The sequence below is a fragment of the Dactylosporangium salmoneum genome (genome assembly GCF_039532525.1).
Taxonomy (GTDB): domain Bacteria; phylum Actinomycetota; class Actinomycetes; order Mycobacteriales; family Micromonosporaceae; genus Dactylosporangium; species Dactylosporangium salmoneum.
In genome coordinates this window covers 258,366-276,180 of the sequence record NZ_BAAARV010000033.1, presented here as the reverse complement: position 1 = coordinate 276,180, position 17,815 = coordinate 258,366, and the positions used below count along the sequence as shown (strand labels likewise).

At 74.8% G+C, this 17,815-nt stretch carries 19 protein-coding genes; 5 read left to right on the top strand and 14 right to left on the bottom strand.

Annotated elements, in window-relative coordinates; translation table 11 throughout:
• The first annotated feature begins 134 nt into the window (after positions 1-134).
• The gene (locus tag ABD352_RS23165) at positions 135-362 is read left to right on the top strand and encodes a hypothetical protein (protein ID WP_344614539.1); all 228 of its coding nucleotides are present in this window, start codon (positions 135-137) and stop codon (positions 360-362) included.
• 51 nt (positions 363-413) lie between these two features.
• Positions 414-1,556: an NAD(P)/FAD-dependent oxidoreductase gene (locus ABD352_RS23160; protein WP_344614538.1), complete on the top strand. Its 1,143-nt coding sequence runs from the start codon at positions 414-416 to the stop codon at positions 1,554-1,556.
• Positions 1,557-1,694: 138 nt separating this feature from the next.
• Here ABD352_RS23160 and ABD352_RS23155 read toward each other — a convergent pair whose 3' ends face one another.
• The 9 genes from ABD352_RS23155 to ABD352_RS23115 all read right to left on the bottom strand — a co-directional run bounded on the left by ABD352_RS23155 (position 1,695) and on the right by ABD352_RS23115 (position 11,386).
• Positions 1,695-3,932 carry a S8 family serine peptidase gene (locus ABD352_RS23155; protein ID WP_344614537.1) on the bottom strand — a complete coding sequence of 746 codons (2,238 nt, stop codon included), beginning with the start codon at positions 3,930-3,932 and terminating at the stop codon, positions 1,695-1,697.
• Positions 3,933-3,984: 52 nt separating this feature from the next.
• Entirely contained in the window at positions 3,985-4,620 is a 636-nt protein-coding gene (locus ABD352_RS23150; protein WP_344614536.1) for an SRPBCC family protein, read from the bottom strand.
• Between the two features lie 66 nt (positions 4,621-4,686).
• Positions 4,687-5,538 (bottom strand): FAD binding domain-containing protein, encoded by an 852-nt coding sequence (locus ABD352_RS23145; RefSeq protein WP_344614535.1) that lies wholly within the window; start codon positions 5,536-5,538, stop codon positions 4,687-4,689.
• Entirely contained in the window at positions 5,535-7,889 is a 2,355-nt protein-coding gene (locus ABD352_RS23140) for a xanthine dehydrogenase family protein molybdopterin-binding subunit (RefSeq protein ID WP_344614534.1), read from the bottom strand. The genes ABD352_RS23145 and ABD352_RS23140 overlap by 4 nt, the downstream gene beginning before the upstream one ends.
• Positions 7,886-8,368 carry a (2Fe-2S)-binding protein gene (locus tag ABD352_RS23135; RefSeq protein ID WP_344614533.1) on the bottom strand — a complete coding sequence of 161 codons (483 nt, stop codon included), beginning with the start codon at positions 8,366-8,368 and terminating at the stop codon, positions 7,886-7,888. The genes ABD352_RS23140 and ABD352_RS23135 overlap by 4 nt, the downstream gene beginning before the upstream one ends.
• A gap of 82 nt (positions 8,369-8,450) precedes the next feature.
• A complete protein-coding gene (locus ABD352_RS23130; RefSeq protein WP_344614532.1) occupies positions 8,451-9,998 on the bottom strand; it encodes a multicopper oxidase family protein in 1,548 nt (515 codons plus the stop codon).
• The gene (locus ABD352_RS23125) at positions 9,991-10,359 is read right to left on the bottom strand and encodes a hypothetical protein (protein WP_344614531.1); all 369 of its coding nucleotides are present in this window, start codon (positions 10,357-10,359) and stop codon (positions 9,991-9,993) included. Before ABD352_RS23125 ends, ABD352_RS23130 begins: the two co-directional genes overlap by 8 nt.
• 2 nt (positions 10,360-10,361) lie before the next feature.
• A complete protein-coding gene (locus ABD352_RS23120) occupies positions 10,362-10,946 on the bottom strand; it encodes an LUD domain-containing protein (RefSeq protein ID WP_344614530.1) in 585 nt (194 codons plus the stop codon).
• The gene (locus ABD352_RS23115; protein WP_344614529.1) at positions 10,943-11,386 is read right to left on the bottom strand and encodes a nuclear transport factor 2 family protein; all 444 of its coding nucleotides are present in this window, start codon (positions 11,384-11,386) and stop codon (positions 10,943-10,945) included. Before ABD352_RS23115 ends, ABD352_RS23120 begins: the two co-directional genes overlap by 4 nt.
• Positions 11,387-11,481: 95 nt before the next feature.
• On the opposite strand from ABD352_RS23115, the gene sigJ reads away from it, so the two are divergent.
• The gene (gene sigJ / locus ABD352_RS23110) at positions 11,482-12,357 is read left to right on the top strand and encodes an RNA polymerase sigma factor SigJ (RefSeq protein ID WP_344614528.1); all 876 of its coding nucleotides are present in this window, start codon (positions 11,482-11,484) and stop codon (positions 12,355-12,357) included.
• 8 nt (positions 12,358-12,365) lie between these two features.
• On the opposite strand, the gene ABD352_RS23105 is transcribed toward sigJ, so the two are convergent.
• Complete coding sequence (locus tag ABD352_RS23105; RefSeq protein WP_344614527.1) at positions 12,366-12,608, bottom strand: hypothetical protein; 243 nt, start codon at positions 12,606-12,608, stop codon at positions 12,366-12,368.
• A gap of 85 nt (positions 12,609-12,693) precedes the next feature.
• Between ABD352_RS23105 and ABD352_RS23100 the strand changes: the two genes are divergently transcribed.
• Both ABD352_RS23100 and ABD352_RS23095 read left to right on the top strand, forming a co-directional pair.
• On the top strand, positions 12,694-13,314 hold the full coding sequence (locus ABD352_RS23100) for a TetR/AcrR family transcriptional regulator (protein WP_344614526.1): 621 nt from the start codon (positions 12,694-12,696) through the stop codon (positions 13,312-13,314).
• 22 nt (positions 13,315-13,336) lie between these two features.
• The gene (locus ABD352_RS23095) at positions 13,337-14,176 is read left to right on the top strand and encodes an alpha/beta fold hydrolase (protein WP_344614525.1); all 840 of its coding nucleotides are present in this window, start codon (positions 13,337-13,339) and stop codon (positions 14,174-14,176) included.
• Here the strand turns inward: ABD352_RS23095 and ABD352_RS23090 are convergent.
• From ABD352_RS23090 to ABD352_RS23075, 4 genes are all read right to left on the bottom strand, one after another.
• Complete coding sequence (locus tag ABD352_RS23090) at positions 14,173-15,285, bottom strand: XdhC family protein (RefSeq protein ID WP_344614524.1); 1,113 nt, start codon at positions 15,283-15,285, stop codon at positions 14,173-14,175. The genes ABD352_RS23095 and ABD352_RS23090 overlap by 4 nt on opposite strands.
• Entirely contained in the window at positions 15,278-16,303 is a 1,026-nt protein-coding gene (locus tag ABD352_RS23085; RefSeq protein WP_344614523.1) for a vWA domain-containing protein, read from the bottom strand. Before ABD352_RS23085 ends, ABD352_RS23090 begins: the two co-directional genes overlap by 8 nt.
• Positions 16,290-17,147, bottom strand: coding sequence for an AAA family ATPase (locus ABD352_RS23080; protein ID WP_344614522.1), 858 nt, complete (start codon positions 17,145-17,147; stop codon positions 16,290-16,292). The genes ABD352_RS23085 and ABD352_RS23080 overlap by 14 nt, the downstream gene beginning before the upstream one ends.
• Before the next feature lie 62 nt (positions 17,148-17,209).
• Positions 17,210-17,770 (bottom strand): nucleotidyltransferase family protein, encoded by a 561-nt coding sequence (locus ABD352_RS23075; protein ID WP_344614615.1) that lies wholly within the window; start codon positions 17,768-17,770, stop codon positions 17,210-17,212.
• Positions 17,771-17,815: the final 45 nt, after the last annotated feature.

The following is a 17,815-nucleotide window of genomic DNA, read 5'->3' as shown; positions in this document are numbered from 1 at the left end:
CACGGATGGCCGAGCAGCGCGCATACGGCCGGGCGCACAGACGGCCGGGGCGAGCGGCGCACGCGCGGCCGGGTGCACAGATGGCCGGGGCGAGCGGCGCGGCGCCACGGAAGCCGGACAGGGAGACGACGCCCGTGCTGCGGCCCGAGCACTCCGGCGGCGGGATCGCGCTCGACGAGGCGATGTACGGGGTGTCCGCGCGAGATGCAGCGATCGACGAACCGTACGCCTCCGTGGCGACCTGGACGCGCCGCGCCAGGGACTTCTGGAACATGCCCTTCGGCGCCGGTCGGCCCGTCCGGGAGATGGCGGGCATCGCGGCCTTCTTCGCCGAGGGGCGCCGCGTGGCCACGCGGAGCTGAGTCGGTGGCCCGTGCCCCCACGGAGATCGAAGACGAGGCAGGATTGATCGCGTGGGAACCGATCGCGTGACGGTGTGGGACGACCTGTTGACTGCGCACGAGCGGGCCGCGCTGGCGCCCGGGCGGCCGGAGGATCTCGACCGCACCCCCGACGTGCTGGTCGTCGGGGGCGGGGTGATCGGGCTGATGGCGGCCGCGTTCTGCCTGCGGCGCGGGTTCGAGCGCGTCGTGCTGATCGAGCGCGCGCCGCGGCTCGTGCCCGGGGCCTCCTCCGGCAACGGCGGCGCGGTCGCCCCGGACATGCACCTGCTGACCGACACGCCGCAGTTCGTGGCGTTCGGGCGCAAGAGCCGGCAGCTGTACCTCGACCTCGACGCCGAATGGGACGGCGCGATCGGCCTTCGCCGCACCCGCTGGCTCGACATCCGCGCGGAGGTCCCGCGGCAGCTGCCGGCGCCGCTGCGCGCCCTGACCGCGGACGAGGTGCGCGACCTGGAGCCGGACGTGCGGCTGCCCGACGGCGCGTCGGCCGTGCTCGCCGAGGGGCAGCTCGCGGTGCACCCCGGAAGGCTGGCGGCGGCGCTGGCCGGCAAGGCCGGGCAGGTGGCCACCGGGGTCGGGCTGCTCGGCGTGTCGATGCGTGGCGACCGGGTCGCGGTCGCGCACACCACGGCCGGCGACTTCGCGCCCGGCGCCCTGGTCGTGGCCACCGGGCTGGTGCCGCGGCCCTGGCACACCGGCGTGCCGCAGCGCTGGGTCAAGGGGCACATGCTCGCCGTCGCCCCCGGGCCCTGGCGCCTGGGCAGCGTGCTGGCCGGGCCGTACGGCGGCGGCTCCCCGCTGCCGGGCGGCGGCGTGGTCTGCGGCGGCACGTTCGACGACGACGCCGGCCCCGACGTGCGGCCGGAGGTCGCCGACCCGATGGCGAAGGCCCTGGCGACGCTGCTGCCGGGGGCCGCGGAGGTGCCGATCAGCCACCGCTGGTGCTGCTTCCGGCCGCGGATCGAGGGCCGCCAGCCCGTGGTGGACCGGCTGCCGGGCCTGGACAACGCCTGGTTCGCCGGCGGGCACTTCACCACCGGGATGATGATGGCGCCGGCGACCGGGGCGGCGGTGGCCGAGTGGATCGCGACCGGCTCGGCGCCCCCCGAGGTGGAAGGATTCAGCCTGCCCGTGAGCGAAACCTGCCCGTGAGCAAGGCCCGCCCGTGAGCGAGACCCGCCCTTGAGCAAGGCCCGCCCGTGAGCGAAACCCGCCCGTGAGCAAGGCCCGCCCGTGAGCGAAACCCGCCCGTGAGCAAGGCCCGCCCGTGAGCGAAGGGGGCCAGGCGGGTCAGGGGGTCAGGTCGATGTAGGGCGACCAGCGACCCGCGTAGTACTTGTAGTAGCTGTGGCCGTCCTGCGCCAGCGTGTAGGCCTCGGTGGTGCCGAAGCGCGGGTTGTAGAGCACGGACGGCGCGCCGGTGTTGGCCCCGCCCAGGTCGTTCCAGCCGGACCAGGCGCCGAGGTAGTACACGTACTGCAGCTCCGCGCCCGGCGTGTGGACGTACACCTCCGTCGTGCCCGACGAACGGTTGTAGACCGCCGACGGGTCGGTGTCCAGGCTGCCGCCGAGGCCGATCCAGTCCGCCCATCCGCCGAGGTAGTAGCGGTAGGCGAGCTTGTTGCCGGTGGTGCGCAGGTAGACCTCGGTCGTGCCGTACTTCGGGTTGTAGAGCACCGACGGGGTGCCCTGCACGTCGCCGCCGAGGCCGATCCAGTCCGCCCACCCGCCGAGGTAGTAGCGGTAGGCCAGGCCCGCGGCGGTGCGCGCGTAGGCCTCGGTGGTGCCGAAGCGCGGGTTGTAGAGCACGCCCGGGTCGCCGGTCAGCGCGCCGCCGAGGTCGATCCAGTCCGACCAGCCGTTGCTGAAGTAGCGGTACGCGAGGGTGCCGGCCGCGGTGCGGGTGTAGACCTCGGTCGTGCCGAAGCGCGGGTTGTAGATGACCGCCGGGTTGCCGGCCGCGGTGCCGCCGAGGTCGATCCAGTCCGACCAGCCGTTGGAGTAGTAACGGTACGCGATGTGGTTGTTCGACAGCCGCGCGTACGCCTCCGTGGTGCCGAAGCGCGGGTTGTAGAGCACGGCCGGGTCGCCGGCCACCGCGCCGCCGAGGTCGGTCCACGACGACCAGGCGCCGGACCAGTAGGCGTAGACGAGGTGGTCGGTGCCGGTGGCCCGGGCGTAGACCTCGGTGGTGCCGAAGCGGGGGTTGAACAGGCTCTGCGGGCGGCCGGCCGGGCGCGGCGGGTCGGACTGGCGCACGAAGAGCACCCGGTTCGGCGAGGTGGCGGCCGCGTACGCCGGATACGACGACATGTTCAGCGCCCCGACGGTCGAGCTCTGCACCAGCGCGTTGCGGACCTGCTCGGCGCTGTAGTCCTGGTGCGCCTCGAGGATCAGCGCGGCCGCCCCGGTGACGTGCGGCGAGGCCATCGACGTGCCGTCGAGCGTCTTGGTGCCGCCGCCGATCCAGTCCGAGGTGATGCCCTCCCCCGGCGCGTACAGGTCCACGCAGGGGCCGTAGTCCGACCAGTGCACGGGGTGGTCGTCGATGGTGGAGGCGCCGACGACGAGCGCCTCGGCGACGTCGCCGGGCGAGTTGGTGCAGGCGTCGAGGGGGTTGTCGTCGGCGTCGCCGTTGCCGGCCGCCACCGACCAGGTCAGGCCGGAGGCGATGGAGCGGCGCAGGGCGGCGTCGAGGACGACGGAGGTGTCGTCGGAGCCGAGGCTCATGTTGACCACGGCCGGGTGGCGGGCGTTGGCGGTCACCCAGTCGATGCCGGCCACGACCTCGGACAGGAAGCCGTTGCCGCTGCAGTCCAGCACCCGCACGGCGACCAGCGAGACGCCCTTGGCCACGCCGTAGGTGGCGCCGCCGATGGTGCCGGCCACGTGGGTGCCGTGCCCGTCGCAGTCGCTGGCGTTGGCCGGGTCGTTGCTGTTGGCGGCGTTGGCCGGGTTGTCGTAGGGGTTGGTGACCCGGTCGACGAAGTTGTGCCCGTAGCTGGCCCGGCCGCCGAAGTCGCTGTGCGTGATCGCGATGCCGGAGTCGACGACGTACGCCGTGACGTGCGGGGCGGTGTTCGGGTACGTGTAGCTGGCGTCGCGGGTGTTGGCGTGGCTGTCGATGCGGTCCAGGCCCCACGTCGGGTTGGCCTGGGCGGCCGTCGTGCGCAGCAGGGTGTTGCGCTCGACCCGGGCCACGCCGGACGCGGCCGCCAGCCGGCGGGCCTGGGCGTCGGTGAGGTTGTCGACGGCGAAGCCGCGGACCGTGGCGCTGTACTGCTCGCGGACGTCGCCGCCGTACTGCCGGGACAGCTTCTGCGCCGCGTCGCTCACCGCCGCCTGGGCCTGCGCCGCGGTCTGCGCGCCGGGCGGGTCCTCGAGCAGCACCACGTAGCCGCCGGACTCCTCCGCCCCGGCCGCGCCGAACACGACCCCCTCGGGCGGCGCGGCGTTCGCCGCGCCGGGGGCCAGTACGACCAGCGACGCGAGGGCCAGGACCTTGCCGATGCGGACCATCTTCGCCATCACCCTCGGACGTAGGACAACTACTGAGAGTCACCCTAGCCGGGTGGGCCGGTCAGCGGCGCTTGATCCACCAGATGATGCCCAGCACCACGGCGAAGCTGGCGGCGGCGGTCACCACGTAGGGCACGGCCCGGCGCACCGCGAACCCCACCCCGCTGACCGCGAGCAGGTCGATCGGCTCGGCATCGGGCTCCACGGGAGCGATAGGCCCGGCCGGCTCGACCAAAGCAACCGGCGCCTCTTCGACCGCGGCGAGCTTCGACGCCAGGCAGTCGGCGAACTGGCCGATCAGGCGGCCGCTCACGTCGCCGATCAGGCCGCGGCCGAACTGGGCGGCCTTGCCGGTGATGTCGAGGTCGGTGCTGACGTTCACCCGGGTGCCGTCGCCCTCGGCGGCCAGCGTGGCGGTCACGGTGGCCCGGGCCGTGCCGCCGCCGCGGCTGTCCGCCCCGGACGCGGCGATGACCACCCGGCGGCCCTCCTCGTCGCGCTCGACGAAGCGGCCGGAGCCCTTGAACATCAGACTCACCGGCCCCAGCTTCACCTTCACGGTGCCGGTGAACTCGTCGCCGTCGACCGAGGTCAGCGTGGCCCCCGGCATGCACGGCGCGATCGTCTCGATGTCCAGCAGCACCGCCCAGGCCCGCTGCACGGGGACGGGCACGGTGAAGGCGTTCTCCAGCTGCACGGGTACCTCCAGGGCTCGGCGACCGGGTCCCCTCGACCGTAGTCCCCGAGCCCGGGCGGATGTGGGTCAGACCCCGAGAGCGCGGCAGACGGCCCGGGTGGTGAGGACCCGGGCCAGCTCCCTGCGGTAGTCGGCCGACGCCGAGAGGTCGTCCACCGGCGCGATGCCGGCCGCGACCGGCGAGCAGGCCTCGGCGATCGCCGGCTGGGCGGCCGGGGCCCCGGCCAGGGCCGCCTCGATCTCCCGGGCGCGGTGCGGCACGGGTCCGACGTTCGTGAGCGCGATGCGGGCCGCCCCGATGGCGTCCCCGTCCCGCCGGACGGCGACGGCCACCCCGACGATCGCCCACGACTGGGCGGTGCGGTGGAACTTCTCGTAGTGGGCGGCCCAGCCGGCGGTGGACGGCAGCCGTACCTCGACCACCACCTCGTCCGGCCCGAGCGCGGTGGTGAACAGGCCGACCGCGAAGTCGGCCGCCGGGATCGTCCGGCTGCCCGCCGGGCCCTGCACGACGAGGGTCGCGTCCAGGGCCGCCGCCACGGCGGGCAGGTCGGCGGCCGGGTCGGCGTGGGCCAGGGAGCCGCCCAGGGTGCCGCGATGGCGCACCTGGCGGTCCCCGACCGTGCCGGCCGCGGCGGCGAGCAGCGGCGCGTGCTGCCGGACGAGATCGGAGGCGGCGACCTCCGCGTGCGTGGTCATCGCGCCGATGACCAGTGTTTCGCCCTCCACGCGGATGCCGGCGAGGCCGGGCACCGCGCCGAGGTCGACGAGCAGGGTGGGCGCGGCCAGGCGCAGGCGCAGCACGGGCAGCAGCGACTGCCCACCGGCGAGCACCTTGCCCTCCTCGGCCGAGCCGAGCGCGGCCACGGCCTCCTCGACCGTGGACGGCCGCGCGTAGTCGAACGGCACCGGGATCACGCCACACCTCCGCGCTTGACGGCCCGCCACACGCGTTCGGGTGTGCACGGCATCGGTACGTCGGACACGCCGTAGGGCCGCAGCGCGTCCACGATCGCGTTGACCACCGCCGGGGTGGCGGCGATCGCGCCGGCCTCGCCCACGCCCTTGACCCCCAGCGGGTTGGACGTCGCCGGCGTCTCGGTCCGGTCGGTGACGATGACCGGCAGGTCGGCCGCGGAGGGGATCGTGTACTCCACGAACGACCCGGTCAGCAGGGTGCCGTTCGCGTCGTAGACGGCCTCCTCGTGCAGGGCCTGCGCGACCCCCTGGGCCACGCCGCCGTGCACCTGCCCCTCGACGATCAGCGGGTTGACCACGCGGCCGACGTCGTCGACGGCGACGTACCGCCGGATCGTGACCCGCCCCGTGAGCGTGTCGACCTCCGTCGCGCACAGGTGGGTGCCGTGCGGGAAGGAGAACGTCTGCGGGTCGAAGGTCGCGTCGGCGTCCAGCGACGCCTCGACCCCGTCGGGCAGGTCGTGCGCGGCGAAGACGGCGAAGGCGCAGTCCCCGAGGGTCTTCGCGGCGTCGGGGGTACCGCGGACCCGGAACGCCCCGCCGGTGAACTCGACGTCGTCCGGACTGCACTCCAGCATGTGGGCGGCGACCGTCCGCGCCTTGTCCCGCACCTTGCCGCAGGCCTCGACCAGGGCCACCCCGCCCACGGCGAGGGAGCGGGAGCCGTACGTGTCCAGGCCCTTGTGCGACGTGCGGGTGTCGCCGTGCAGCACCTCGACGTCCTCGAACGCCACGCCCAGCTCGTCGGCGACGATCTGGCTCCACGCCGTCACGTGCCCCTGCCCGTGCGGGCTCGTGCCGGTGACCACCTCGACCTTGCCGGTGGGCAGGACGCGCACGGAGGCGCTCTCCCAGCCGCCGGCGGCGTAGCGCAGGGCGCCGAGGATGCGCGACGGGGCGAGGCCGCACATCTCGGTGTACGTCGAGACGCCGAGACCCAGCTGTACCGGATCCCCGGCCGCTCGCCGGCTCGCCTGCTCCGCGCGCAGCTCGTCGTAGCCGAACAGCGCCAGCGCCTTGTCCGTGGCGGCGTCGTAGTCGCCCGAGTCGTACACCAGCCCGGCGACCGTCGTGTAGGGGAACTCGTCGGCCTTGATCCAGTTGCGCCGCCGCACCTCGATCGGGTCCAGCCCGACCTCGGCGGCGAGCTCGTCCATGGCCCGCTCGATCGCGTACGTCGCCTCGGGCCGCCCGGCCCCGCGGTAGGCGTCGGTGATCGTGGTGTTGGTGAACACGCCGGTGCACTCGAAGCGGTACGCCGGGACCTTGTAGATCGCGTTGTACATGAACGCGCCCAGGATCGGCACGCCCGGCCCGACCAGCCCGAGGTACGCCCCCATGTTGGCCAGCAGCCGCACGTCGATCCCGGTGAGCGTCCCGTCCCGGCGCGCGGTCAGCGTGATCTCCTGGATCTGGTCCCGCCCGTGGTGCGCCGAGAGCATCGTGTCCCCGCGCGTCTCCGTGTACTTCACCGGCCGCTGGACCCGCCGGGCCGCCAGGAAGGCGATCAGCTCCTCCGGCGTGACCTGCAGCTTGCCGCCGAACCCGCCGCCCACGTCGGGCGCGATGACCCGGATCTTGTGCTCCGGCACCCCGGTCAGCAGCGCGTAGAACACCCGCAGGATGTGCGGGATCTGGGTGGACGACCAGACGGTGTACTCCCCCGCCCCGGGGTCCACGATCACGCTGCGCGGCTCCATGAACGCCGGGATCAGCCGCTGCTGCACGTACCGCCGGTGGATGCGCACCTCGCCCTCGGCGTCGGCCACGCTGGCCCCGGTCCCCGCCGCGGCCGAGTCGAACACCCAGGTGTACGACCGGTTCGTGCCCTTGTCGGGATGCACCAGCACCTCGTCGCGGGCCGCGGCGGCGAGGTCGAGCGCGGCCTCCAGCGGCTCGTAGTCGACCTCGATCGCCTCCAGCGCGTCCACGGCGCTCGCCGCGTCCCGGGCCACGACGACCGCGACCGCCTCCCCGTGGTGGCGCACCACGTCCACGGCCAGCGGCGGGCGCACCGGGTGCACGATGTCCTCGGTCACCGGCCAGGCGCAGGGCAGGCTCCCCTGCACGTCGGCGACGTCGGCCCCGCTGAACGCGGCGACCACGCCGGGCTCGCGCAGCGCCGCGGACACGTCGACCCGCTCGATCCGCGCGTGCGCGTGCGGGCTGCGCAGGATCGCCAGGTGCAGCATGCCGGGCACCGCGAGGTTGTCGGTCCAGCGCGTGCGGCCGGTGATGAGCCGCGCGTCCTCCTTGCGCCGCCGGGCGGCGCCGACCTCGGTGGTGCTCATGCCATGGCCTTCGCGGCGGCCTGGACGGCCCGGACGATATTCTGGTAGCCCGTGCAGCGGCAGAGGTTGCCGGACAGCCCCTCCCGGATCTCCTCCTCGGACGGGTCGGCGTTGTCGCGCAGCAGGTCGACCGCGGACAGGATCATCCCGGGGGTGCAGAACCCGCACTGCAGCGCGTGCAGCTCGTGGAACGCCCGCTGGACGGGGTGCAGCTCCCCGCCGTCGCCGGCGAGTCCCTCGATCGTGGTGACGCTGGCCCCGTCGGCCTGCGCGGCGAGCACCGAGCAGCTCTTCACGCTGCGGCCGTTCATGAGCACCGTGCACGATCCGCAGTTGCTGGTATCGCAGCCGACGACCGTGCCAACCTTGCCGAGCCGTTCACGGAGATGGTGGACGAGGAGGGTCCGGGGTTCGACGTCGTCGGCGTAGCGGCTGCCGTCGACCTCGACACTCACGGGGACCCGCGCTGATGGGGACATGTGGCCTCCCAGGAAGACACTGCCCCATCAGCAGAACCCATAGATCATGATCGACTCAAGTGCCGGTTCGGCCCGCGTGTGATCAGGTGATCTCGAGGTTGGCCATCATGCCCATGTCCTCGTGCTCGGCGTTGTGGCAGTGGAAGAGGTACCTCCCGCGGTACCCCTCGAAGCGGGTGATGATCTCCACCGCCTCGCCCGGGCGCAGCGAGACGGTGTCCTTGAGCCCCGCGTCGTGCGCCAGCGGCGCCCGGCCCCGCCGCGACAGCACCCGGAAGCCGACCAGGTGCAGGTGCACCGGGTGGTGGACGTCGGCGACCAGCCGCCACACCTCGACATCGCCGAGTGCGGTGGTGACGTCGGCGCGCGCCGGGTCGAAGGGGCGCCCGCCGATCAGCCAGCCGTGCTCGCCGCCCATCCGCCCGGCGCGGAACGCGAGGTCGCGCACCCGGACGGCGTCGCCGCGGCGCCAGGTGGGCAGGTCGGTGCAGAGCACCGGCGGGACGCGGCTGTCGTCGGGCGCGCGACGGGCGACACGGAACGCCATGACGTCCGTGGTCCGGCCCTCGCCGAGCAGGTTGCGCAGCCGCACGCGGGCGCCGGCCGGGACCGCCGAGAAGTCGACGACGATGTCGTAGCGCTCGGCGGGCGCGATCGGCAGGCTCCCGTGCACGACCGGCGCGGCGAGCAGGCCCTGGTCGGCGCCGACCTGCACGAGATCCAGCCGCCGCCCGTCGTCGGTGCGCGCCTCGAGCTCGTAGTGGCGGGAGTTGGACGCGTTGAGGACCCGCAGCCGGTACCGGGCCGCGTCCACCTCGTGCACCGGCCAGGGGGCGCCGTTGACCAGGATGACGTCGCCCTGCACGCCGGCGAGGTAGGCCGGCCGCACGCCCGGGCGCTCCTGCAGCGTCGGGTCGAGCGCGGGGTAGGCGAGGCTCCCGTCGGCGGCGAACGCCCGGTCGGCGAGCACGAGCGGCAGCTCGCGCGGGCCGGACGGCAGGCCCAGGTTCTCCTCGGCGTCGTCGCGGACGATGTGCAGGCCGGCCAGGCCCCGCCAGATCGCCGGGCCGGTGAAGTCCATGCGGTGGTCGTGGTACCACAGCAGGGTCGGCCGCTGCTCCAGCGGGAACGTGTAGTCCCGCGTCACGTGGCTCACCACGGCCCGCGGGTCGTTCCCCATGTGCATGCCGGCGTGGTGGCCGCCCTCCGGCAGGATCAGGTCGGTCGGGTAGCCGTCCGAGGCCGCCGGGGTCCGGCCGCCGTGCAGGTGCACGACGGTCGGGACGGGCAGCTCGTTGCGGTGCGTGACGGTGATCGGGCGCCCCCGCCGCGACTCGATCGTCGGGCCGGGGAAGGTGCCCTCATAGGTCCACATCGGCGTGTGCACGCCCGGCAGGATCTCCATGACCGTTTCGCGCTGGGCGATGGTGTACCTCCCGTCGCCGGCCGGTCGCAGCACCGGCGGGATCGGCAGCGGCGTCCGGTAGGGCTCCGGCAGCGGCAGGGCGCTGCGCAGCTGGGCGCCGGTGGCCGCGGGGCGGCGGGCCAGGGCGGCCGAGGCCGACAGGCCCGCGACCGCCACCAACCCGAGGCCCAGCACCCGCCGCCTGGTCAGGTCGTGCTCAGACAACGCCTGTCCCCTCCCGTGTCCGCCAGACGAGCAGGAACTGCACGACGACGCCGACGACGGTCAGCACGCCCAGCGGGATGTGCAGCCACAGGGCGCCGTCCAGACCGGCGAAGTACTGCACCGTCTCGGCCGTCACCAGGCCGGCCGTGGGCGGGAAGAGCCCCGGCCGGCGGGTGCGGGCCCAGGCCACCGCCGCCACGATCAGCTGCACGTAGCCGATCGAGGTGACCACGTCGGCGCCGGTCGCGTGCCAGCGCAGGGCGTCGAAGTCGCCGCTGAGGTACACCCCGGCGAACACCGGCTGGGCGGCGATCGCCACCAGGTGCGCGCTGACGACGGCGCGCAGGACCCATGCCGGCATCCTCAGTACCCGATCGTCTCGCGCAGCAGCAGGACCGTGACGTGGCCGAGCCGGGGCGGGGCGTTGAGGACCAGCAGCTGGTTGACGGCGCTGGGCTGCCCGTGGGTCCGGCGGACGCGGGCGTCCTCCAGCGGCAGGACGTGCTCCTGCACCCGGCGCACGGCGGCGTCGAGGTCCGGCACCACCTTCTGCGCGCCGACGAGCCAGATCGCGCGCCCGGCGCCGCCGGTGTACGCCGGCAGCTGGCCCCCCGTCGCCGAGGCGACGACCAGGGAGCCGGTCTCGGTGAGCGCGTTGACGCTGCCCACGACCACGTCCGGGGTGGCGACCAGCCGGCGCAGGTCGTCGCCCTCGGCGGCCCGGTCCATGGTCGCCGCGCGGGGCTTGACGGCCCGGTACCGGCCGCTGCGGTTGATGTCGTCGTCGATGCCGGACAGCCGCAGCGTCTCGCTCGCGGCGGTGAAGACGCACGCCTGCGCCGGGATCAGCTCCTCGACCCGGACCCGGGCCTCGGCGGCACTGTCGAGGATCTCGACGGTGAAGCCGTTGCCGGCCAGCGCCTCGGCCGCTCGTTCGAGGGTCGTCATGCCCCGGCCCCCGGTGCGTTGCCCCCGAGGGGGGACATGTCGACGTAACGCATCTCGTACACGCGCTCGCTGAACTTCCAGCCGTCCCCGGTGCGCCGGTACCGGTCGTGGTAGACGGCGTAGTTGACGCCCTGCTTGCCGTCGAGCAGCCGGGCGATCTCCTGCATGTAGGTGCGGCCGGTCGCGGTGTCGCCGTCGAGCTCGATGATGCCGGGATGCGAGTTCTGCACGAAGAAGTCCCACTGCGCCTGGAGCCGCTCGCCCACGACGCGGATCTCCTCGCGCCCGGTCATCTCGGCGACGGGGGGCATCCGCAGCACGCCGTCCTCGGTGAACAGCGACGCGAGGCGGGCCCGGTCGCGCATCATGACGGCGTCGGTGAACTCGCCGCGCAGCGCCTCGATCTCGACGCGGTCGGCGATCGCTTGAAAGTCGGTCATGCCCGTTCCGACAAGGCAGCCGCCCGGAACGTCAGGCTCGGCGCCTGTCGCGGGACGGACCTCACATTCCGGTGCGCTGTCCGGTCGGAGAAGGTATGAGCGACCGAGTCATGAGCGAACGCCGGCAGCTGACCAACGTGGCGTACCGGATGCTCGGCTCCCTGGCCGACGCCGAGGACGTCGTGCAGGAGGCCTACGCCCGCTGGTACGCCCTCTCCCCGCACGACCGCGACGCGATCGCCTCGCCGGGCGCCTGGCTGACCACGGTGGCCACCCGCACCTGCCTCAACCTGCTCGGCTCGGCCCGGGCCCGCCGGGAGCGCTACGTGGGCGAGTGGATCCCCGAGCCGCTGCCCGAGCGGCGGGAATGGGCGGACGCGGCTGCGGCCGACCCGGCGGACCGGATCACCCTCGACGAGTCGATCAGCATGGCGTTCCTCGTCGTGCTGGACCACATGACGCCGGCCGAGCGCGTCACCTTCGTCCTGCACGACGTCTTCCGCTACTCGTTCGCCGAGGTGGGCGAGATCATCGGCCGCACGCCGGCCGCCTGCCGCCAGCTGGCCCTCTCCGCCCGCCGCCGCATCCGCGACTCGCGGCGGCCGGTCACGCCGGCGGGGACGCGGGCCGGCGTCGTGCGGGACTTCAAGCGGGCGTGGGAGGCCAAGGACGTCAAGGCCCTCGTCGGGCTGCTCGACCCCGGCGCCACCCTCGTCGCCGACGGCGGCGGCCTGGTCGGCGCCCTGCGGCGGCCGGTCGAGGGGGCGGAGCGGATCGCCCGCACCTACCTCAGCATCGCCCGCGTCGCGCCGGGGCTGACGCTGGTGGAGCGCACGGTCAACGGCCAGCCCGGGCTGGTGGGGCAGCTGGACGGCGTCACGGTCACCGTGTTCGCGTTCCAGGTCGCCGGCGGCCGGATCACCAACATCTGGGCGATCCGCAACCCGGAGAAGCTGCGCCCCTGGGCCTGAGCGTGCACCTAGTCCATGGTGGGTGCGAGCAGCGGGCGGGCGGTGGACTCCTGGGCGGCCAGGGCCTCCATCGCGGCCCGGTAGGCGGCGCGGTCCAGGTCGCCGGTCAGCAGCCGGGCGGCGGCCGCGCGCTCGGCCCGGTTCAGCTGGCGGGCCGGCCCGGAGTCGATGGCCGCCCGGCGCAGGTGGTGGGCGATGAGGAGGACGTAGACGGCCGCGATCGCCGCGGCGGCCAGCATCGTCGCGAGCATCCGCCGAGGGTAGGCCGGGGGCCGTGCGGGCGGTACCGGCCCTGCGGCTGGAAAGAACCGGCCGGCAGGGTGGCAACCTGTTGGGGTGCCGGAGGACAACGAAAAGGGCTACCGGCGCTCGGCCGGGACCGAGCGCGGGCTGGCGCGGCGCCAGGAGCTGCTGGAGAAGGTGGTCGAGGACCTGGCCGAGAACGGGCTCGTGGACTTCTCGCTGCGGCGGGCGGCCCGCGCGGCCGGGACCACGCACAAGGTGCTGCTGTACCACTTCGACGGGGTCGACGACCTGCTCGTGCTGGCGGTCGACCGGCTTCGGCAGCGGCGCATCGACCACAGCCTCGCCGCGGCGGCCGGCAGCGCGACGACGCTGGCCGGACGGGTCGAGGCGATCTGGCCGGTGCTCACCGACCCGCGCTTCGGGCACCGGGTGCTGGAGCAGTCGACCGGGCTGGCGATGTACGACCCGGGCCGCTACGCCAAGTTCGGCCGGGAGGCCACCGAGCAGTACCTGCCCGCGCTGCTGGCGATCTGTCCCGCGCACTGGGACGAGCGGCGCCGGCGCGAGGTCGCCGAGATGATCCTCGCCACCCTCCGCGGGCTGCTGCTGGACCGGGTGACCGGCGGTGACCACGAGGGCGTCGACGCCGGGCTGCGGGCGCTGCTGCGGGCCCTGCGCCACGAGGAGGAGCGGGACCTGGCGACAATGTGAACCACGTGGTTCACTTCATGGCATGGCCGAGATCGAGCTGAGCGCCGGGACCATCGAGTACCTCGACACCGGGGGCGACCGGCCCGTCGCGCTCCTCCTGCACGGGCTCCTCATGGACGAGACCCTCTGGGGTTCCGTCGTGTCCGAGATTTCGGACACGTACCGCTGCATCGTCCCGACCCTCCCCTTCGGCGCGCACCGGCGCCCGGTGCGCCGGGACGCCGACCTGTCGCTGCCGGGCGTCGCCGGGCTGGTCGCCGAGCTCATGCAGCGGCTCGGCCTCGACGACGTGACGCTGGTCGGCAACGACACCGGCGGGGCGATCGCCCAGCTCGTGGCGGCCGACCCGGAGCGCAACGGGCGCGTCGGCACGCTGGTGCTCGTTTCCTGCGAGGCGTTCGACAACCTGCCCCCGGGCCTCACCGGGCGCACCATCGCGCTGCTCGGCCGCCTGCCGGCCGGGGCGTTCAAGGCGTTCATGCAGCAGATGCGGCTGCGCCCGGCCCGCCGGCTGCCGATCGCCTTCGGCCGGCTCACCCTGCGCGGCGACGCGGTCACCAGCGGCTGGGTGCGCCCGATCCTGACCGTGCCGGGGATCGCGGCGGACGCGGTGCGGGTGCTGCGGGCCGCCTTCGCCGACCGCGCCGTGCTGGAGCGCGCCGCCGGGCGCCTGGCCGCGTTCGACCGGCCGGCCCTGGTGGTGTGGGCCGAGCGGGACCGGGTGATGCCGCCCGAGCACGGCCGGCGCCTGGCCGCGCTGCTGCCGCAGGCCCGGCTGGAGCTGGTGGCGGACAGCTACACGCTCATCCCGCTGGACCAGCCCCGGCGGCTGGCGCACCTGCTGAAGACCGGGCAGCGCTAACCGTGGTGGATGCGGCCGGCGGTGGTGGTCAGCCGGGCCCCGCCGCCGCCCCACCGGCCCGCGATGATCTCGGCTGCGATGCTCACCGCCGTCTCCTCCGGCGTGCGGGCGCCCAGGTCCAGCCCGATCGGCGAGGACAGCCGGGCCAGCTCCGCCTCTGCGACCCCGGCCTCGCGCAGCCGGGCCATCCGGTCGTCGTGCGTGCGCCGCGACCCCATCGCGCCGATGTAGGCGAAGTCGTGGGTGAGCGCCACCTGCAGCACCGGCACGTCGAACTTCGGGTCGTGGGTGAGCACGCACACCACGGTGCGCCCGTCGACCCGGCCGGCGTCGATCTCCCCCTGGAGGTAGCGGTGCGGCCAGTCGACCACCACGTCGTCGGCCCCGGGGAACCGTTTCGACGTGGCGAAGACCGGGCGGGCGTCGCAGACCGTCACGTGGTACCCCAGGAAGCCCCCCATCCGCGCGACGGACGCGGCGAAGTCGATGGCCCCGAAGACGAGCATCCGGGCCGGTGGGGCGTACGAGGCGACGAAGAGCGTCAGGCCCTCGCCGCGGCGCTCCCCGTCCGGGCCGTAGTGCAGCGTGTCGGTCCGGCCGGCGGCGAGCAGGCCGCGGGCGTCGTCGGTGGCGGCGGCGTCGAGCCGGGGCGAGCCCAGCGTCCCGTCGACCGAGTCGGGCCAGACCACGAGCCGGCGGCCGAGGCGGCCGGCGGGGCCCTCGACGACGGAGACGACCGCGACCGGGTCGCGGCGGCGGATCGCCGCGGCCACCCGGTCCAGCTCCGGGAACGACGCCCGGCTGACCGGCTCGACCAGCAGCTCGATGATGCCGCCGCAGGTCAGCCCGACGGCGAACGCGTCGTCGTCGCTGACGCCGTAGCGCTGCACGACCGGGGCGCCGGCCGCGACCACCTCGCGGGCCAGCTCGTACACGGCGCCCTCCACGCAGCCGCCGGACACGCTGCCGACGGCGGTGCCGTCCGGGCCGACCAGCATCGTGGCGCCCGCCGGGCGGGGCGAGCTGCGCCAGGTGCGCACCACGGTGGCCATCCCGACCGGTTCCCCGGCCCGCCACCAGCCCAGCAGCTCGTCCAACACCTCACGCACGGCGAACCTCCATGTTCTCCACCAACGCCTCCAGCGCCGCGATCGTATGGCCCGCCACGAGGGCGTCGACGTGCGGCAGCACCGCGGCCAGCCCGCCCGCGGACGGGGCGAAGCCGGGCCGCCCGGCGTGCGGGCTGACCCAGACGACCCGGGCGGCGAGCCGGCGCAGATGCGCCACGGTACCGGCCAGGCGGGCCGGGTCGCCGGTCTCCCACCCGTCGCTGAAGATCACGACCACGGCCCGGCGGGCGGCGCCGCGGTGGCCGTCGCCGCGCACGAAGGCGGCCAGCGTGTCGCCGAGCCGGGTGCCGCCGCGCCAGTCCGGGATGAGCTGCCCGGCCCGGCGCAGCGCGGCCTCCGGGTCGCGGACCCGCAGCGCGGCCGAGAGCGGGGTGAGCCGGGTGCCCAGCGCGTAGGCGGCGGTCCACCGTGGACGGTGGCGGACCAGCGCGTGGGCGAAGCGCAGCAGCGCGTCGGCGTAGGGCGACATGGAGCCGGAGACGTCGACGAGCAGCACCAGCTTGCGCGGGCGCGGGCGGCGGGCCCGGCGCAGCAGCACGCCGGGGCCGCGCAGCAGGTGGCGCACGGTGCGGCGGCGGTCGACGGCGCCGCGCGGGGCCGGGGTGTACCGCCGGCCGGTCCGCATCGGGTGGGCGCCCGCGGTCAGCGACAGCAGCCGCTGGGCCTCCGTGCGCTCCACGGGCGAGAGGGTCGCGAGGTCGCGATGGCGCAGTACCTCGTGCGCCGACGCCCGCACCGCCAGCGCGGGATCGCCGCCGCCCGCCGCGACCTGCGGCGGCATCGTGGCGCGCAACAGCGACCGCTCGGGCAGCCGGCGCACCTGCCACGGCGTGCCCTTCGCCGCCGCCTGCCCGGCGTGGCCCCGCCAGGCCGCGTCGTAGCGCTCGATGTCCTCGGGCGAGCCGCACAGGGTGAGCCGGCCGACCCAGTAGGCGTGCTCGGGCCCGGCCGCGTCCAGGGCGGTCCAGAACGACAGGAGCCGGTCAAGCGAGTACATCGGAATCCCGCACCAGCTCGATGTCCTCGCGCACCTTGAGCACCACGCCGAGGGTCTGCGGCCCGGGCGCGGTCAGCCCGAGCGCGTCCAGCGCCGCCGCCCAGTCGATCGCCTCGGCCACCCCGGGCGGCTTGACCAGGTCGAGGGTGCGCAGCCGGGCGGTGGCCGCGGCGACGGCGACGGCGAGCCGCTCGCCGACGCCGGGCAGCCGGGCGCGCAGGATCGCGGCCTCCCGCTCGGGCGTCGGGTGGGCCACCCAGTGGTAGAGGCAGCGGCGCTTCAGCGCGTCGTGCACCTCGCGGGTGCGGTTGCTGGTGACGACCACGACCGGCGGCTCGGCGGCCTCGATCCGGCCGAGCTCGGGCACGGTGACCGCGGCGTCGGCCAGCAGCTCCAGCAGGTACGCCTCGAACTCGTCGTCGGCCCGGTCGATCTCGTCGACCAGCAGCACGCACGGGGCCCGCTCGACCGCCTGCAGCAGCGGCCGGGCGATCAGGAAGCGCCGGTCGTAGAGGCCGGCCTCCAGCTGGTCGGCCGACAGCTCGCCCCGCCCGGCCGCCTCCACGGCCCGCAGGTGCAGCACCTGGCGGGGGAAGTCCCAGTCGTAGAGGGCCTGGGCGGCGTCGAGCCCCTCGTAGCACTGCAGCCGGATGAGCTCGACCCCGGCCGCCGCGGCCAGGGCGGCCGCGAACGCGGTCTTGCCCACCCCGGCGTCACCCTCGAGGAAGATCGGCCGGCCCAGGCGCAGGGCGAGGAAGCCCGCCATCGCGAGCCCCTCGTCGGCGAGGTAGCCCGCGTCGGCCAGGCGCGCCGCGAGAGCGGCCGGCGACGCGAAGTCCGGCACGCTCCCACTATGCGCCACGAACCGGCACCGGCGTTAATTCGCCAGGAGCGGGACGACGGGGGTCAATCCACCGGCGGTACGTCGAGGTCGGTGTCGTCGGCGATGTCCTCGCACGGCACGCCCTGCACGTCGCCGGCGTGGGCGACCAGGTAGGCGCGCGCCCCGACGTCGGCCGTGGCCAGCGTGCTCACCCCGGCCCAGTGACCGCGGCCGAGGATCACCGGGTGGCCGCGCTTGCCCTTGTAGGTCGCGGTCAGCAGGGCGCCCGGCCCGGGCGGAGCGGCAGCCAGCAACCGGGCCACGGCGTCGGGCCCGATGCCGGGGGTGTCGACGAGCAGCACGGCGGCCGCCTCGGCGTCGGTCTCGGCCAGGGCGGCCAGGCCGACCCGCAGCGAGGAGCCCATGCCGCTCTTCCAGGCCGGGTTCTCCAGCAGGTGGGCGTCGCCGAGCTGCGCCTCGTCGCGGACCCGGCCCGCCTCGGCGCCGAGCACGACCCAGATCCGCGTGCAGCCGCCGTCGCGGAGCGTGGCGACGGCGCGCTCGACCAGCAGGCGGCCGTCCTCGTGGCGCACGAGCGCCTTGGGCCCGCCATACCGGCGGCCGCCGCCTGCGGCGAGAACCAGTCCGACGATCGCGCTCAGTGCGGACTCCTACGAATGGTCGCGTCC

What these genes read in the sequence shown, in the direction of transcription:
- ABD352_RS23125 (WP_344614531.1), bottom strand. Translation starts at nt 10,359, where the DNA reads ATGCCGGCATGGGTCCTGCGCGCCGTCGTCAGCGCGCACCTGGTGGCG.
- ABD352_RS23105 (WP_344614527.1), bottom strand. Translation starts at nt 12,608, where the DNA reads ATGCTCGCGACGATGCTGGCCGCCGCGGCGATCGCGGCCGTCTACGTC.
- ABD352_RS23115 (WP_344614529.1), bottom strand. Translation starts at nt 11,386, where the DNA reads ATGACCGACTTTCAAGCGATCGCCGACCGCGTCGAGATCGAGGCGCTG.
- ABD352_RS23155 (WP_344614537.1), bottom strand. Translation starts at nt 3,932, where the DNA reads ATGGCGAAGATGGTCCGCATCGGCAAGGTCCTGGCCCTCGCGTCGCTG.
- sigJ (WP_344614528.1), top strand. Translation starts at nt 11,482, where the DNA reads ATGAGCGACCGAGTCATGAGCGAACGCCGGCAGCTGACCAACGTGGCG.
- ABD352_RS23140 (WP_344614534.1), bottom strand. Translation starts at nt 7,889, where the DNA reads ATGAGCACCACCGAGGTCGGCGCCGCCCGGCGGCGCAAGGAGGACGCG.
- ABD352_RS23095 (WP_344614525.1), top strand. Translation starts at nt 13,337, where the DNA reads ATGGCCGAGATCGAGCTGAGCGCCGGGACCATCGAGTACCTCGACACC.
- ABD352_RS23085 (WP_344614523.1), bottom strand. Translation starts at nt 16,303, where the DNA reads ATGTACTCGCTTGACCGGCTCCTGTCGTTCTGGACCGCCCTGGACGCG.
- ABD352_RS23135 (WP_344614533.1), bottom strand. Translation starts at nt 8,368, where the DNA reads ATGTCCCCATCAGCGCGGGTCCCCGTGAGTGTCGAGGTCGACGGCAGC.
- ABD352_RS23120 (WP_344614530.1), bottom strand. Translation starts at nt 10,946, where the DNA reads ATGACGACCCTCGAACGAGCGGCCGAGGCGCTGGCCGGCAACGGCTTC.